Origin of the sequence: Paraburkholderia azotifigens (assembly GCF_007995085.1) — a bacterium.
Classification (GTDB): domain Bacteria; phylum Pseudomonadota; class Gammaproteobacteria; order Burkholderiales; family Burkholderiaceae; genus Paraburkholderia; species Paraburkholderia azotifigens.
The window spans coordinates 874,811-889,410 of the sequence record NZ_VOQS01000005.1 but is presented as its reverse complement, the minus strand read 5'-3'; the positions used below and the strand labels follow the sequence as shown (position 1 = coordinate 889,410).

Here is a 14,600-nt window from a genome sequence, read left to right as displayed (position 1 = left end):
TCATCCGTTCGCGTCAGCACGCAAACGCCGAAGAGGCGTCAGGCAACGGCCTCCCTCTATCGGGTCGCTGGGTCACCGCGCAGCCACTCGATGAGTTGCGTAATGACCGGCGAGATCGTGCGGCCGTGCGGGACGACGAGGAAGTAACATTCGGCGGGCGTGAAGGTGGCCACCTCGATCCGCACGAGTTCGCCCGTCATGAGCAGGTCATCGACCAGCCGGCTCCAGCCAAGCGCGATGCCCTGCCCATAGCGGGCGGCCTGCACAGCGTCTGTATATAGGCTGCATCGCAATACCTTGTTCAGCCGTGATGGACGATAACCGACCGCGCGAAACCATTCAGTCCAGTCCATCCAGCCTTCGGCCGTCGAATCGGATTCAACGAGTGCCATGGACGCGAGTTGTTCGAGTGACGTCGGTACTCCGTTTTCTTCCAGAAACCGTGGCGAACAGACCGGGAAAATATCAACATCGAACAGTAACGTTGACGTGCCGTCAGTCCATTGACCATTGCCGTAGCGGACAGCGGCGTCGACTTCGACATGGCGCAAGTCAGCCGTAAACATTTGCGTGGTGAGGCGTAACTGGAGTGGCGGATTGAGTTTCTTCAGATTGGCGAGGCGAGGGAGCAGACGGAACTGGGAGAACGCGGCCGTGGAGGCGAGCACGAGTTCGCTTTGTTCGACGCCTGTCGTGGACAGACGGTCAAACACGCCAGCAATCTTTTGCATGGATTCAGCAACTACCTGGTATAGCGCTTCGCCCTCTGCGGTCAGCTTGATGGAGCGGTGCCCGCGCTGGAAAAGCCGGACATCCAGGGTTTCCTCCAGGAATCGGATCTGTCGGCTGACCGCCGATTGGGTCACACCGAGTTCAGCCGCTGCAAACGTGAAACTGCCGAGGCGACCCACCGCCTCGAATTCAACCAGCGCGGTAAGCGACGGCACAATTCTGCGGTAACCCTTCGTTCCTCTGGACGTCTTCATCCGTTGTCTCTGATTCTGATGTTGTTGCGACAGTCAGGCGCTGGGATGCGCAGCTGTTCATATGCCGATTGAAACATCGACCATGTGTTCAATCGCCCTGTAGCGTGCGATCGATCCCGTCGATATTTTCGCATGACTTAAAGGAATGTCAGCGGGTAAATAAAGCGCATTGACGGTCCGTATTGGCGATCCAATACTCAACGCAATGCTGCACATAACGTTGCGGCGCAGACCAATTAAAGAGGCACTCATGTCGACCGTCATCCCCATCAAGACTCATCGCGAACTCCTCGATAGCCGGCAGCCCGGTCACGGCATGCCCGGCGAACTGTTTGGCCGCCATGACGTCTTCGAAACCGATGTCGAGGTGTTCTTCCACAAGCTCTGGATTCTCGTTGGCGTAACGGCCGATGTGCCGGAACCGGGTGATGTCCATACGGTCGACATCGGCAAGGCTTCAATCATCATTGTCCGGGACGATGATGAAAACATTCGCGCCTACCGCAATGTGTGCCGTCATCGTGGCTCACGCATCATGAAGCAGCCGGGCAAGGCGACTGTCGGCATGCTTGTGTGTCCGTACCACCAGTGGACGTACGATCTGGACGGCAGTCTGCGCCACACGTCCCACATGGGGCAGGATTTCGATCCTACCTGTCACAGCCTGATTCCGGTTCATCTGAAGACGGTCGGCGCACACGTTTTCGTCTGCCTCGCCGATGAGCCGCCGGAGGATTTTGCGAAACTCGAGAAGGTGATGACACCCCGCTTTGCGCCGTACGATCTGACGCGCACGAAGATCGCACACGAGCTGGAGATCGTCGAGAACGGCAACTGGAAGCTGGTGATGGAGAACAACCGCGAGTGTTATCACTGCGCGGCCACACATCCGGAACTCACGAATTCGTTTCTCGCTGAGGACTTCGGGTTCTGTCCGGACGGCCAGAGCGAGGATGCCCTGAAAGGGTACGACGAGTACGTCAAGCGAAATGCGGCCAGCCAGGCCGCATGGGAGCAGGACGGATGGATCTGCGAACGCTTCGAGTCGCTCGATGAGAGTGTGCATACCAACTTCCGCACGCAGCGGCTGGTGATTGCCGGCGCCAATGAATCGCAGACCATGGATACGAAAGTCGCCTGCACGAAGTTGTTGGGTGGCCTGCAGCGCCGGGATCTGGGCGACGTGCACATGTGGGGTCACCATTCATGGACGCACGTCATGAGCGACCACGCGGTGATCGCCTATATCCTGCCGCTTGCGCCTGACAAGACGCTCGTGCGCACGCTCTGGCTGGTCCACGAAGATGCCGTTGAAGGCGTCGACTACGACCTCAAGCGACTGACGGAAGTCTGGATCGCCACGACCACCCAGGACGCCGAGCTGGTAGCGAATACGCACAACGGTACCCAGGATCCCGCCTACCGTCCGGGGCCGTTTTCGCAGTTCACGGAAGCGCCACTGGACGAATTCTCGCGCTGGTACAACGCACGTCTGAAAGAACACGGTGTGTGAGCGATATGGAAAGCGTCCTCGAACCCTGCATCCTTCAACAGAGCCCCGACGTGTGTGATCGCTTTAGTCTGTCGTCTACATGGGAACGCGCGGATGCGCAGTGGCCGAGCCACGAGCAACGAACGCTGGTCTGCTGTCGGGTAACTGACGAAACCCATGACGTCCGCACGTTCGTGTTTGCGAGCGAGGCGGGGCGACCCTTCTCGTTCGAGCCGGGGCAGTTCATCACGATTAGCGCGGAGATCGAAGGCCAGGCAGTCAGCCGCTGCTATACGATCTCGTCGCCACCGACGCGGCCGTACACGTTATCGATCACGGTCAAGCGGACACCGGGCGGGGTGATGTCGAACTGGCTGCACGCAAACATGGTAGCCGGCAAAACGTTGCCTGCGTTCGGTCCGGCGGGTATCTTTACACCGTCAGCCGGCCCGTCACAGAAGGCACTGTATCTCTCGGCGGGTTCTGGCGTCACGCCATTGATGGCGATGACACGCGCGGCGTTCGACCTCGGACAGAATCGCGATGTGGTGTTCGTGCATAGCGCGCGAACGCCCGAAGACATCATTTTTGCGAACGAGTTGGCAGCGTTCGAGCAGATATCCAGTGCTTTTCGAGTCATCCATATCTGCGAAGCGCAAGGCGAGGAAGGTAACTGGCAAGGTCCCACCGGACGCCTGAGTCTTGATCTGTTGAAAGCGCGCGTGCCCGACTATCGGGAGCGGGAGGTTTTCACATGCGGTCCTACCGGTTATATGGACGCCGTCAGGAAGCTGCTGCTCGACGGACAACATGACCCGGACCGGTATCATCAGGAAAGCTTCAACTTCGCAGAGACCGTCGAGGTCGTCGAAGCTGCGCCGGAACAACGCCCGGGCGAGCAAACGTCGTCCTTTACTGTACGTCTTTCGCGCTCCGGCAAGACCTTCACGATGGAGTCGTCAGAAACTGTGCTCGCGGCCGCGCGCAAAGCGGGTGTACCGATGCCATCGTCTTGTAGTCAGGGGATCTGCGGTACCTGCAAGACCAGGCTGCTCGAAGGCACAGTCGAGATGAAGCACAACGGCGGTATCCGGCCGCGCGAGATTGATAAGGGGCTTCGACTGATGTGTTGCAGCAAGCCGACTTCCGATCTGGTTCTGGATCTGTAGCGGAGCGGGAGGAAAGGGTGAGGAGGGCAGATAAAGCCTTGCCAGACTACAGCGGAAAGCGACATTTCGGATTTCTAACGCTGCCGTCTTACTCGATGATCGCGTTTGCAAACGCGATCGAGGTCCTACGAATCGCAAACTATGTCGAGGGGCATGAGTGGTACCGATGGACGGTCTACACGGTCGACGGTAGCCTGGCTGTTCCGAGCAACGGTGTCGTGGCCAGGGCGGCTCAGCCCTTCGACCACCGAGACGGTCTACCTGATGTATTAATCGTTTGCGGTGGCATGGACGTCAGGCAGGCGGCGAGTGCGTCGCTTCGCGCCATCCTGCGTAGCGCCGCGCAGCAAGGTGTTGTGCTGGGTGGAGTGTGTAGCGGCGTCTTCGCGCTGCTTGCGGCGGGCCTTATGGAAGGACACCGATGCGCCGTACACTGGGAAGACGTTGCGGCGCTGGCGGCCGAGTTCCCTCATGTACAGATAACCGATGAAATTTTTGTGCTCGACCGCGACCGGATAACCTGTGCGAGCGGTGCGGCGCCTGTGGACATGATGCTCAATCTGGTCGCGGGCGAGATCGGTGCAGCCTGCGCAGCGCAAGTATCACGCTATCTATGCGTCGATCGGATTCGGGCGCCGAACGAACGCCAGATCAGCCCTGTGTCGGCAAGGCTGGGCGGCATAAGGTCTGAACTCGTCGAACTGGTGGAACTGATGGAGGCCAACGTCGAGGAGCCGCTATCAAGCACGGATCTGGCACGACTCATAGGCGTCTCGGATCGGCATATGCAGCGGATGTTTCGCGAGCAGCTTGGTCGGTCACCTGCCGAATATTACCTGACGATCCGGCTCAAATGTGCTCGCTCGCTCCTGCTTACTAGCGCTGCGGAGATCAGGGCGATCTCTTCGAAATGCGGTTTCAAGTCAGCATGCTCGTTCAGCAAAGCCTACCGACGTGAATTTGGCCACACCCCATCGGGGGAGCGGCGCGGCGGCTGACACGTGTTGAAGAGTTTGGATCCTCCAATGAAAGGATGCCGGCTGGTTGTGGGCATCGATGTGCAAAACGAACCGCTTGAGCTATGGTCTCGATGAGATGAATATGCGGCGAGTAGTCCGGTAATCTAAGAGCGGTGTTTTCGAGACTTAGGTGATGGTTTTACCGGATGACGCGCGAAGAAGCGCCCGAGTTCATGCTTATCCGGGCGCTGGCCAGTGAAAACTTCGACGTATTCTGCAATGCGGCCCAGACGCAGTGATATGTCTTCGGTCACATGCAGGGAAATGTAACCCAATTGACTTAGATACATGGTGCGAGCACGCACTTCTGCGGCGAGGGGTTTATAGCGAAACCGCACGAACATGCGCACCAACGCATCGATGCGTCGGGTATCGTCGATCGAAATTTCTTTTGCGACTTCCGGGTCCTGGATCGTCCAACTTCTGACCGCTGCTTCAAATCGCGAATCAAAAAGCGTGTCGTCGAACCAACAGTCGAAAACGTTCAAGACACCTTCGCAGATATTTTCGGCATACGCCTCCGTTCGCGCGATCCACGCGCCTGAATTTTTCATCTTCCAGCGGGTCAAGAGAGCCGCGAGAAGTTCGTCACGATCCTCAAAGAACCAATAGAAACTCGTCCGTGAAAGGTTCAGCTTCTTCGCCAATGGGAGGATACGGACCGCCTCCACACCTCCGTCAAGCAGACTTGAATAGGCCGCGTCAAGCCAGATATCGGCCGAACCGCGCGTCTCAGAATCCGTATCGTCGGTCCGTTTCATTAAGTTATGTCCTCAGTCGACGTGCTGTCGCTTGATATCAGATTACTGCCACTGTACACGTATGTTTGTTCGATAGACATTTGTGTACTGGCGATTTCAATCTGCGTTTCGCGACGTCGACCACGGATCATAGGTCCTACGCCGTGGAATACACTGGCGTTATACACACTAAGTATCTGACATTACATTGCCGTGCCATGACCGCTTCAAACGTTAGGCCGGGTTCGAAAGAGGCGTGCGGCCTTCCCTTGACGACGACATAAGACTCACGCGACATGTCTGAAGAATCCAACTTCGACGAGACGATGGCGAAGCTGATGCGCAACTCGCCGATTGCGAGTAGCTATCTCATTACGCTTTGGGTCAACTTCTTTGCGGATCCCGCAATCAAGAAGGCCGAGGAATATGGTCTGGCGCGCGACGAATTCACCGTGCTGCTGACGCTTGTGGATGTCGGGCCATTGACGGCAACGGAAATCTGCATGCTCAGCCGCCGTCCAAAGAATTCGATCAGCCGGGCAGTGAATAGCCTGCACAATCGACGCATGATTACGCGAACACCCGATGCGACTGACCGTCGAAAGGCGCTCCTCAAGGTGACCGCCAAAGGTCGGTCCACATATGAAACCGTCCTTTCGTTCTTCATCCAGCGACAAACGATAATGCTGCAGTCGTTGACCTCGACAGAACGCCGCACGCTCGAAGCGTTGATGAAGAAGATGATACTGGGTTCGCGGCCTTGGCGGACCGATTAGCAATCGGTTCCGTCTGAACTGGCCAGGCCTCGGTATTCGCTTGCAGCGGTATCTTCGGCGCTGGCTCTGCCCAGGAGTGCAGTGATGGCTGGGACCGCGATCTAGGCTGCCTCAGGTATTACGCACGAACCACGTCCGTTTCGCAGTGGCCAGCAGGCGGCTATACACGGTCCACGAGATGACAAAAGTGGCCGGCGCCGAAAGCGATGCCAGAAAGCCCGATGCGGTATTTAACGCGAACCCGATGACGGCACCGCAAACCAAGGCAATCAGGCCGCCGGATTGAACCGGGCTACGTGGGAGTCCCAGCATTCGATATCGGTGCCGATAAGCGCTTGGGTTAGCGTGTAGACCATGTTGACACGTGACTGCGTAAGCGTCAGTGCTAATCAAGCGAACGACGACTGTACTGGCAACTTCGGTCGTCGGCAACAGTAGGTCGGAAGACCGGTTTGTTACATTCGCTGTCCGTTCGGATTCGAAAGGCGATGAATGACTAGAGTCGGCCCGCGTGAAAACGTAAAAGTACACGGTTTTCGGGCGACGCTTTACCCTTCCCGAGTCGCCACCAGGCCGCTACGCGGCGATCTGAAGGGTCAACTTTTGAGAAGGCTTCGTGAACAACGCGTTTTCACACGGCCAGAAGGGGAGCCCTTTATTTGATGCGTCGCCATGACATTGATCTGGCCGTTCCACTCCGCAAGCGGCCACTCGATCCCCCTGAGCCGGCGTCGTATCATCGATCAGCAGTTTTCATGGCCTTCTGCTCACGGGTTTCGCTGGGGCCTCACTCAGGCGCTGCTACTTGAACACGGTCCGTTGGGATATGACAATAGCGTCGTTGTCTCATGTAATCTCGGGCAAGTCCTTGCTTCGGACTCTGACTCGATCCCCTCAGACCGGTCGACATAGCCATGGCGCCTCAGTTCGAAATCAGCGAAACCCTGGTCGGCGCGCTTTCGCTGCGAGCTATCAAGTCATTTCTCGCGGCCGCAAAGTTCAGCAGTTTTACGGGGGCCGCCAACGCATTGAGCGTGACCCCGGCGGCCGTAAGCAAGCAGGTGCGGGAGCTTGAGGATTACCTCGGGACGGCGCTGTTTGTTCGCTCGGGCAGAACCGTCGCGCTGACGGCCGATGGCGAGATGTTCAAGGATGCCGCCCAGCTTTCGTTGATCAATATTCATCAGGCAGCCGAACGCCTGCGCAAGAGAATTCCAGCAAGGCAGACCCTGATCGTGTGCTGTTCGCCGGCGTTTTCGGCGTTGTGGCTCCATCGGCGACTGCCCGAATTCCTTCAGGACGCGCCGGATATCGAACTCACCGTACTGGCCACGCAGAATTTCATCTCGATGGAAGCAGGCGTGCAGCCGGACGTGTACATCGCGAAGCTGGCCAGCTTGCGCGAGGGATACGACAGTGAGCACCTGTTCGACGACGAGGTCTATCCGGTTTGCACGCCGCAGTATCTGCAGCGACATGGCCCGATCTCGGCACCCGAAGGATTGCTCGACATGTCGCTGCTGGATCTTAGCGCCTACGGTCGCTCACAGATTTCCGAGCATATCGACTGGAAAGTCTGGCTGGCGCTGCATGACGTGGATACCAGCTGGCGCGCCGATATCCCGCGGCAGCTATTCACCAGCAATGACTATCCGGCTATCGTGCAACTGGCCCTCGCGCATCAGGGGGTGACGTTGGGCTGGCATCATCTCGTCGGGCACCTGGTCGACAGCGGCGACCTCGTGCGTCCGCTGCCGCACAAGACCGTTATGAGAAATCGCGGCCATTACCTCTCCGTGCGGAAAGAGAAGGCGGACGCCAGCGTGTGCATGCGATTCTGCCAGTGGATCCGGCAGCAACTCGCCGTGCAATCGTCAACCAAAAGTTGAAGGAATACCGGAGGAAATGTCGCTTAAGTTTGCGTCGAAATCGGCATAGATTTCTCTTCACGCCGCACAGGGGCGGCGGCACGTAAGAGGAAATCAGCACATGGGTTTCAAGCGAAGCATCCATGCGGTGGAGACCCATTCGGGTATTCCCATGCGCGTCGTGACGGGCGGCATCCCGCATATTCCCGGCGACACCGTTCACGCCAAGATGAAATGGCTGGAGGCCAATGACGACGGACTGCGCAAGCTGCTGCTGCGCGAGCCGCGCGGCTACCCGGCGCACTGTTGCAACATCGTCGTGCCGCCCTGTCACCCGGAGGCGGACGCCGGTTACATCATCCTGGAGCAGGTCGAATACCCGATGATGTCGGGCGGCAACACCATCTCCGTGGCCACCGTGCTGCTGGAAATGGGCATGCTGCCGATGCAGGAGCCGGTGACCGAGCTGACACTGGAAGCGCCGGCTGGCCTGATCCGCATCACCGCCGAGTGCAAGGACGGCAAGGTCAAGAGCGTGAAGTTCAGGAACGTACCGGCGTTTGCCGCGCATCTGGATGCCGTCATCGACGTGCCGCATCTGGGCAAGGTGCGCGTGGATGTCGGCTGGGGCGGCATGTTCTACGCGATTGCCGACGTGCGACAGTTTCCGGGGCTCGAACTGAAGCCCGAGCACGGCAAGGAGATCGCGCGGGTCTCGGCCATGATCCGGCAGGCCGCCATCGAGCAGTTGCCCGTTGCGCATCCGGATTATCCGGGCGTGGGCATCACGATTTCCCAGCTCTCCGGCCCAACCGACGACGCGCGAGCCGACTGGAAGAACGCGGTCACCATGCCCACCGGGCCGCTCTCGTGGGATGATCCGGCCACCTGGACGGGCGCGATCGATCGTTGCCCCTGCGGCACCGGCACCTGCGCCAAGATGGCCGTGCTGCACGCCAAGGGCGAACTGCCGCTGAACCAGGACTTCCGGCACCAGGGCATCCTCGGCACGGTCTTTACCGGCCGCCTGGAAGAGACGACCCATATCGGTGAGCAGGCGGCGGTAGTGCCGACGCTGGCCGGCACCAGCTGGATACATGGCATCCACACCATCGTGCTGGATCACGATGATCCCTTTCCCGAGGGCTACACCCTTGGGGACATCTGGCCGAAGCAGTAGGGGCGGTACGCATGCAGATCATTTCCGCGCAGCAGATCCAGTCGGTACTCGACTGGTCCGGCGTTCTCGACGCGTTGCATCGCGGGCACGCAGGTGCCCGGCCGAGCGGCGGCGGCTACTTCATCGGGGATTCGAGCTTCGGCCTGTTCAGCCGGGGCGTGATCCTGCCGGGCAGGGGTGCCGGGGTCAAGATCGCGTCGATCCACCCGGCCAATGGCGCTGCCGTCCCGCCGCTGCCGTCGGAGCAGGCCGCGTTCCTGGTCCTGGACGAGCGCACCAAGGGGCTCGTCGCGATGCTGGACGGCCCCGAAATCACGCGATGGAAAACCGCCGCCGATTCCGCGCTGGCGGCCCGCATGCTGTGCAGCGAGCACAGTGAGGTCCTGCTGGTGCTGGGCGCGGGCCCGGTCGCACGGTCGTTGACGGACGCTTATCTGCACATCCGGCCTTCCATCCGCGAAGTGTTGTTGTGGAATCGCACACCGTCGAGGCTGGAAGCCGCGCGTTCGGCGCTCGACGCGAGAGGCATCCGCGTCAGCATTGTCGCGGACCTCGATGCCGCGGTCGCCCGCGCAGACATCATCACGGCCGCCACCAGCGCATTCACACCCGTGATCCGGGGCGAGTGCATACGCCCTGGTACCCATGTCGATCTGGTGGGCGGATACCGAGCCGACATGCAGGAGGCCGATTGCGATGTGTTCCGTGGTGCGCGGCTCTTCGTGGACGACCGCCAGAATGCCGTTCAGTCGGGGGATATTCAGAACCCGCTAAAAGCGGGCGTGATTCGGGAGAGTGATATCGAAGGCGATCTGTTCGATCTGTGCCGGATGACGGCGGTCCATCGTTCGGCCGGAGACCGGACGGTCTACAAGAATGCGGGCGGTGCGCACCTGGATCTGATCGTCAGCCAGTATGTGGTCGAGCAATTGAAATCATGCTAATCCGCAGGCCTCGTGCCAGATGAGGACCGTCTAAGCGATTATGGCCCGTTGCGCCGTTGAGGCCGGCCCGGACTGACGCTCCGTTTCGAGTCGCTTTAATGATTTTTGTTGGATGACTGTATTACTTGAGATAAACGGAACTAGCGATTTTTTTTGCATATATAGTAAGGAATGCTACGTAATAAATCACTGCGGATGGCACTTCGTGATTCACTGTGTCTCCTCAAGTCCGCCGGGAAGGCGAGGTGTTATGCCATCTCGAAAAGATCGTCTAGAGGACAAGTCAATATCCCCCAAGAAGACGATCAAGCGCTGCAGTAATCTTGTCCCGATACTCGCGTAACGAGCCAACTGAAGGACCGAGGTCGTTTAACGGTACAGAGGCGATGAACGCCGGATGCATCAGGCATTTGACCCCGGCGACGTCAAAAGACGGGGTGAAGTCGACGGGCAATTGGGAGCGTTAAAAACCTTGGGGTTTCAGCGCAGGGTGCCTAGGATTCCGGCAATCATGGCCGCCGGAGTTGGAGATGAAAGTCACAATTCGCATCGAGATCACCACCGATTGCGACGAAACAGAAACATTCGAAATCGGTCAGCTGGAACGTCCCTATCGTCAGCTTGAGCCGGACAAGGTCGGGCTGTCATTGGCCGAGGGAAAAGACCTGCTGCGCACAAACGGAAACGGAAAAGGCAGCCCGACGTGTGCGGATCTCCCGCGTTGACAAGCTGCGCTGGTGCTTCTGGCATGGCAAACTCGAGAAGGCGAAAGACAGGATGCAAGGCATCCTGCTCCTCTGTCGGGTGATCGTGCCTGAAACCCCGGGCGTTGTAGAAAGTCTGGCGCAGCTCGACTACCGCACTCGAGAGCTTGTTGAATACGTCGAAGCGAATGGCGGCTCAACGATCGACTACGGCGCACGACACCGTCGCGGCAAACCTATCTCGACCGCCACGGCCGAGTCTGCAGTGAATCAGGTGCTCAACCAGCGCATGTGCAAGCGCCAACAAATGCGTTGGTCGCCAACCGGTGTTCATCTGCTTGCCCAAGTGCGATGCGCGGTGATAAACGGTGACTTGCGCGAGAGACTTGAAGTCTTCAGGCGACGTCCCCACGCGGTATCTCTCGAGGTCGCGGTATTCCTCGATCAGTTTCGCCGGGCCTCTGAATCGCTACCCCGAAGTTTTTAACGCTCCCGTGCCAACCTTGCGCACGATTGCGAAGAGGATATTCGGAATTTCGTGGCTGCCGCGAAACAACTGAAGTCGCGCGGCGATCTGCTAGTACCGCGCGAAGGCTTTATGGCCTTCACAGCCGGTAACCCAGACGGGTGCCGAAAATTTCGCCCTTCGGATAGCCGCCGAGACCCGCCTCAGGCATGACCATCAGGCTCGCGCAGGAGAACCAAATCTGGTCTTCGAAAGAAAGACTGGACTACAGCGTCGGAATGTCTATGCATTCGAGACTCTGCAACCTGCTCCGCGGAGCACCGAAATCTGGCAGGCAATCGTAAGCGCGCAATCCCTCTAGATGCCGGAGCCTGAATTGCCAGGCTGAGCCCGAATCGTGGCCAGCTTGACATAAAGCGTACTCCTCGAAATTCCAAGTGTTCGGGCAGCCATCGAAACATTTCCATGGGCACTCGCGATCGCACCGAGTATGGCTTGTCTCTCCATTTCGTCGAGACGGCCGAATGAAGCAGGCATTGACGCTGAAGTTGATATGGGAAGTGAACTCCTGGCCTGCGCGATGGACGGGGGCAACAAAGAAAGATCGATAACGTCGCCTTCGCTCAGCGCGAACATCACCTCGAACGCATTCTGCAGTTCGCGTATGTTGCCCGGCCAACGATAGCTCAGAAGCGCCTGGTACACGGCTGGTTCAAGCTGCTTGGGCGCACAGCCATACTTGCGTGCGAGCTTGCCGTTGAGATGCTCGACGATTGCCTCGATGTCACCCGGCCGGTCGCGCAGCGGCGGCAGTTGAAGGATGACCGCGCAGAGGCGGTGGTACAGGTCTTCGCGGAAGCGTCCGGCGGCGCTCTCATTCTGCAGATCACGGTTAGTGGCTGCGATGACGCGCACCGAAACATGCCGCTCGCGGGTATCGCCAAGACGGACTACGACCCCATCCTGCAGCACACGCAACAGGTGGGGCTGCATGTCGAGCGGCATCTCGCCGATTTCATCCAGGAACAGTGTGCCGCCATCGGCCTGCTCGAACTTGCCCGGAAGGCCACCGCGACGCGCACCGGTAAAAGCGCCCTCGTTATAGCCGAAGAGTTCGCTGGCCAGGAGCTCACGGGTCAAGGCGCCGCAATTGACGGCAACGAAGGGGGCCTCGACGCGGGTACCCGCTCGATGCAGCGCCCGGGCGAAGAGTTCCTTCCCGGCTCCCGTCTCGCCCAGGAGCAGTACTGGCAGATCGAGCGGGGCAATGCGGCGAGCGCGTGCCTTGGTCGCCGCCAGAACCTCGCTTGCGCCAATGATTTCGCTGAAAGGATCGTTTCCCGCCAGTTTCGTCGCAGCCTTGGGCAGCGGCGATATGGTGGTTCGATTCCTTTGCGCCCCAAGCGGAATCACGAGCATCGTACCCAGCGTAGCGTCACGGTCCTTCACTGGGTGCAGCCATTCGGGGCGCAACCATTCCGTGCGTTGGCAGCAACGGTCAACGTCGGACAGTGCGAGGTTGAGTCCTGGCACCTGGTTGCCAATCTGCAGAAGCGGCAAACGCACGTCATGCATCTCTCTGGCCGCCTGCGCATTTACGGACGTGCGGACAATGCGCCCGCGACCGTCGACAAGCACAACGTAGTCGCTGGCATAGCGGATGAAATGATCAATGGCGCTGGCCAGCAGCCGCTCGTGGAGTGCGACGTCGCGGCGCGCCAGCTCGCCTTCGATCTGCCGTGCAGCGGCCACCACCAATCCCAGCGTGTGGCCATGGAACGTCTCCTTGACGCCCGAGACATCGACCACGCCTAGCAGGGTGCGAGTAAAGGGGTCAAGAACAGGCGCAGCAGCGCAGGTCCAGCGCTTGACGTCCAGGCAGAAATGCTCGCTGGCATGGATCTGGACCGGAGCGCCAGTGGCGATTGCGGTGCCAATGGCATTGGTGCCGATGACGTCTTCATTCCAGCAGCCCCCTGAGGCGAGGTTGATCTTCTCGCCAACGCTGCGGGCCTTGGTCTCGCCATTAAGTTGGAGAATGGTGCCGCCCGGGTCGCTGAGCATGATGAGGGTGCCGCATTCCCGCAGGATATCGCGCAGGCCATCGAGTGCCGGACGCGCGGCACCACACAGATCCCTGTTCTGCCATTGGATCTGGCGGACACGCTCGGCCTCTGCCCCCGGTGCGGAGTGCCTGGCAGGATCAACGGCCTCGGAACGGCACCGCTGCCATGAAGCCAGGACGACGCCGCGCACACCTTCCCCCGCCAGGGGCTGATGCTGAAGAAAACGCTCCCAGGCGGAGGCCACGACAGGATCGTCGCTGCTGCGGGGAACCAGGACGCCGGATTGAGAAAACGGCATGTGAGGTCACTCTCCTTTGACTGCAGCAACCGTAGCCCCTCACCCTGGCAAAGTCAATAAAACCGTTTCAAATCAAGATATTGTGCTCTGCAGCAAGCGCGTGAAGGCGTCCGGAATCCGGACACTTTTGCATTGGACGTCCGGATTCCGGACAGCGAAAGCGGGGTTCAGGAAGAAGATCGCGTTGAATTCGCCAACGCCTTTCAGCGTTGCCGGATGGACTGAAAGGCCCCGGGTCCGGTGCATCGCGACATCCGCGCGGTCCCGAATGATGGAAGTGAGCACGGCGCTTTCCTCCCGAGCCTCAACACGGGCGGAAAGCTCCGCTCCGCCGATCGCTGGTGGCGATGGCACACCCTATGCCCTGGTCTTGTGCGAAAGGCAGCGCAATGCGGTGGAGACCATGAACGATTCAACGAGGACGAGGCGCCCGGTCGTCGAGACCCTTACCGGCGCGGATCTGACAATCGGCACCCATCTCGTAACCGGTCGATTTGGGTACACGCATCATGGTCTCTACGCGGGGGCGGCAAGGTCGTGCACTACGCAGGACTGTCGCGGTCACTGCGTTGCGGCCCGGTGCAGGAGGTCTCGCTCGCAGCGTTCGCACATGGGCATCCGGTCTGGATCAGGCAAAGCCCTGACGCAAGGTTCGCGGGCTTGAAAGCCATCCGTCGGGCCTACTCGCGCCTCGGCGAGGATCGCTATCGGCTGGTTTCCAATAACTGCGAGCACTTCTGCACGTGGTGCCTGTACGGCGAGAGCCGCAGTGACCAAATCAATGCCTGGAAATTCTGGATAACTGATCATCTCATGGCAGCCGTAGTCAATACCGTCAGACAGCTTGCGATCACAAGTTGGTCCATCTGTTCGTGAGTGTCCGAATCCAGGA

General features: G+C 59.4%; 14 protein-coding genes and 2 pseudogenes. 10 read left to right on the top strand and 6 right to left on the bottom strand.

The features are described from left to right. Positions 1 to 56 precede the first annotated feature (56 nt). Complete coding sequence (locus FRZ40_RS35915; RefSeq protein WP_028370810.1) at positions 57 to 986, bottom strand: LysR substrate-binding domain-containing protein; 930 nt, start codon at positions 984 to 986, stop codon at positions 57 to 59. 250 nt (positions 987 to 1,236) lie between these two features. On the opposite strand from FRZ40_RS35915, the gene FRZ40_RS35910 reads away from it, so the two are divergent. The 3 genes from FRZ40_RS35910 to FRZ40_RS35900 all read left to right on the top strand — a co-directional run bounded on the left by FRZ40_RS35910 (position 1,237) and on the right by FRZ40_RS35900 (position 4,645). Next, positions 1,237 to 2,499 (top strand): aromatic ring-hydroxylating oxygenase subunit alpha, encoded by a 1,263-nt coding sequence (locus FRZ40_RS35910; protein ID WP_147238511.1) that lies wholly within the window; start codon positions 1,237 to 1,239, stop codon positions 2,497 to 2,499. A gap of 5 nt (positions 2,500 to 2,504) precedes the next feature. Beyond that, positions 2,505 to 3,647, top strand: coding sequence for an FAD-binding oxidoreductase (locus FRZ40_RS35905; protein WP_147238510.1), 1,143 nt, complete (start codon positions 2,505 to 2,507; stop codon positions 3,645 to 3,647). A 95-nt stretch (positions 3,648 to 3,742) separates the two neighbouring features. After that, positions 3,743 to 4,645, top strand: a complete 903-nt coding sequence (locus tag FRZ40_RS35900; protein ID WP_081767712.1) for a GlxA family transcriptional regulator — start codon at positions 3,743 to 3,745, stop codon at positions 4,643 to 4,645. A 125-nt stretch (positions 4,646 to 4,770) separates the two neighbouring features. On the opposite strand, the gene FRZ40_RS35895 is transcribed toward FRZ40_RS35900, so the two are convergent. Beyond that, on the bottom strand, positions 4,771 to 5,427 hold the full coding sequence (locus FRZ40_RS35895) for a TetR/AcrR family transcriptional regulator (RefSeq protein WP_147237355.1): 657 nt from the start codon (positions 5,425 to 5,427) through the stop codon (positions 4,771 to 4,773). Positions 5,428 to 5,702: 275 nt separating this feature from the next. On the opposite strand from FRZ40_RS35895, the gene FRZ40_RS35890 reads away from it, so the two are divergent. From FRZ40_RS35890 to FRZ40_RS35875, 4 genes are all read left to right on the top strand, one after another. Next, positions 5,703 to 6,182 carry a MarR family winged helix-turn-helix transcriptional regulator gene (locus FRZ40_RS35890; RefSeq protein ID WP_147237354.1) on the top strand — a complete coding sequence of 160 codons (480 nt, stop codon included), beginning with the start codon at positions 5,703 to 5,705 and terminating at the stop codon, positions 6,180 to 6,182. 914 nt (positions 6,183 to 7,096) lie between these two features. Beyond that, entirely contained in the window at positions 7,097 to 8,071 is a 975-nt protein-coding gene (locus FRZ40_RS35885) for a LysR substrate-binding domain-containing protein (RefSeq protein ID WP_147237353.1), read from the top strand. Positions 8,072 to 8,171: 100 nt separating this feature from the next. Then, the gene (locus FRZ40_RS35880) at positions 8,172 to 9,230 is read left to right on the top strand and encodes a proline racemase family protein (RefSeq protein WP_147237352.1); all 1,059 of its coding nucleotides are present in this window, start codon (positions 8,172 to 8,174) and stop codon (positions 9,228 to 9,230) included. A gap of 11 nt (positions 9,231 to 9,241) precedes the next feature. Continuing rightward, positions 9,242 to 10,174, top strand: a complete 933-nt coding sequence (locus FRZ40_RS35875; RefSeq protein ID WP_147237351.1) for an ornithine cyclodeaminase family protein — start codon at positions 9,242 to 9,244, stop codon at positions 10,172 to 10,174. Positions 10,175 to 10,457: 283 nt separating this feature from the next. Here FRZ40_RS35875 and FRZ40_RS35870 read toward each other — a convergent pair whose 3' ends face one another. Then, the gene (locus tag FRZ40_RS35870) at positions 10,458 to 10,628 is read right to left on the bottom strand and encodes a CcdB family protein (RefSeq protein ID WP_147237350.1); all 171 of its coding nucleotides are present in this window, start codon (positions 10,626 to 10,628) and stop codon (positions 10,458 to 10,460) included. Positions 10,629 to 10,704: 76 nt separating this feature from the next. Here FRZ40_RS35870 and FRZ40_RS44595 point away from each other — a divergent pair, with 76 nt between their 5' ends. Next, on the top strand, positions 10,705 to 10,899 hold the full coding sequence (locus FRZ40_RS44595; RefSeq protein WP_167528726.1) for a hypothetical protein: 195 nt from the start codon (positions 10,705 to 10,707) through the stop codon (positions 10,897 to 10,899). After that, positions 10,847 to 11,266: pseudogene (locus FRZ40_RS35865) on the top strand (ISKra4-like element ISBte2 family transposase); the annotation flags it as partial. The gene FRZ40_RS44595 and the pseudogene FRZ40_RS35865, both read left to right, overlap by 53 nt. A gap of 192 nt (positions 11,267 to 11,458) precedes the next feature. Here FRZ40_RS35865 and FRZ40_RS46355 read toward each other — a convergent pair. The 3 genes and pseudogenes from FRZ40_RS46355 to FRZ40_RS44590 form a co-directional block, all read right to left on the bottom strand. Then, positions 11,459 to 11,579 (bottom strand): annotated as a pseudogene (locus FRZ40_RS46355) (carbon-nitrogen hydrolase family protein); the annotation flags it as partial. A gap of 122 nt (positions 11,580 to 11,701) precedes the next feature. Beyond that, positions 11,702 to 13,708: a sigma-54-dependent Fis family transcriptional regulator gene (locus FRZ40_RS35855; RefSeq protein ID WP_147237349.1), complete on the bottom strand. Its 2,007-nt coding sequence runs from the start codon at positions 13,706 to 13,708 to the stop codon at positions 11,702 to 11,704. 72 nt (positions 13,709 to 13,780) lie between these two features. Beyond that, positions 13,781 to 13,993, bottom strand: coding sequence for a hypothetical protein (locus FRZ40_RS44590; protein ID WP_167528725.1), 213 nt, complete (start codon positions 13,991 to 13,993; stop codon positions 13,781 to 13,783). On the opposite strand from FRZ40_RS44590, the gene FRZ40_RS46350 reads away from it, so the two are divergent. Then, positions 13,949 to 14,584, top strand: a complete 636-nt coding sequence (locus FRZ40_RS46350) for a lecithin retinol acyltransferase family protein (protein WP_420873914.1) — start codon at positions 13,949 to 13,951, stop codon at positions 14,582 to 14,584. The two genes, FRZ40_RS44590 and FRZ40_RS46350, sit on opposite strands and share 45 nt — an antisense overlap. Positions 14,585 to 14,600: the final 16 nt, after the last annotated feature.

Coding starts and splice junctions, on each gene's coding strand:
- FRZ40_RS35915 (WP_028370810.1), bottom strand. CDS start 986: ATGAAGACGTCCAGAGGAACGAAGGGTTACCGCAGAATTGTGCCGTCG.
- FRZ40_RS35910 (WP_147238511.1), top strand. CDS start 1,237: ATGTCGACCGTCATCCCCATCAAGACTCATCGCGAACTCCTCGATAGC.
- FRZ40_RS35905 (WP_147238510.1), top strand. CDS start 2,505: ATGGAAAGCGTCCTCGAACCCTGCATCCTTCAACAGAGCCCCGACGTG.
- FRZ40_RS35900 (WP_081767712.1), top strand. CDS start 3,743: ATGATCGCGTTTGCAAACGCGATCGAGGTCCTACGAATCGCAAACTAT.
- FRZ40_RS35895 (WP_147237355.1), bottom strand. CDS start 5,427: ATGAAACGGACCGACGATACGGATTCTGAGACGCGCGGTTCGGCCGAT.
- FRZ40_RS35890 (WP_147237354.1), top strand. CDS start 5,703: ATGTCTGAAGAATCCAACTTCGACGAGACGATGGCGAAGCTGATGCGC.
- FRZ40_RS35885 (WP_147237353.1), top strand. CDS start 7,097: ATGGCGCCTCAGTTCGAAATCAGCGAAACCCTGGTCGGCGCGCTTTCG.
- FRZ40_RS35880 (WP_147237352.1), top strand. CDS start 8,172: ATGGGTTTCAAGCGAAGCATCCATGCGGTGGAGACCCATTCGGGTATT.
- FRZ40_RS35875 (WP_147237351.1), top strand. CDS start 9,242: ATGCAGATCATTTCCGCGCAGCAGATCCAGTCGGTACTCGACTGGTCC.
- FRZ40_RS44595 (WP_167528726.1), top strand. CDS start 10,705: ATGAAAGTCACAATTCGCATCGAGATCACCACCGATTGCGACGAAACA.
- FRZ40_RS35855 (WP_147237349.1), bottom strand. CDS start 13,708: ATGCCGTTTTCTCAATCCGGCGTCCTGGTTCCCCGCAGCAGCGACGAT.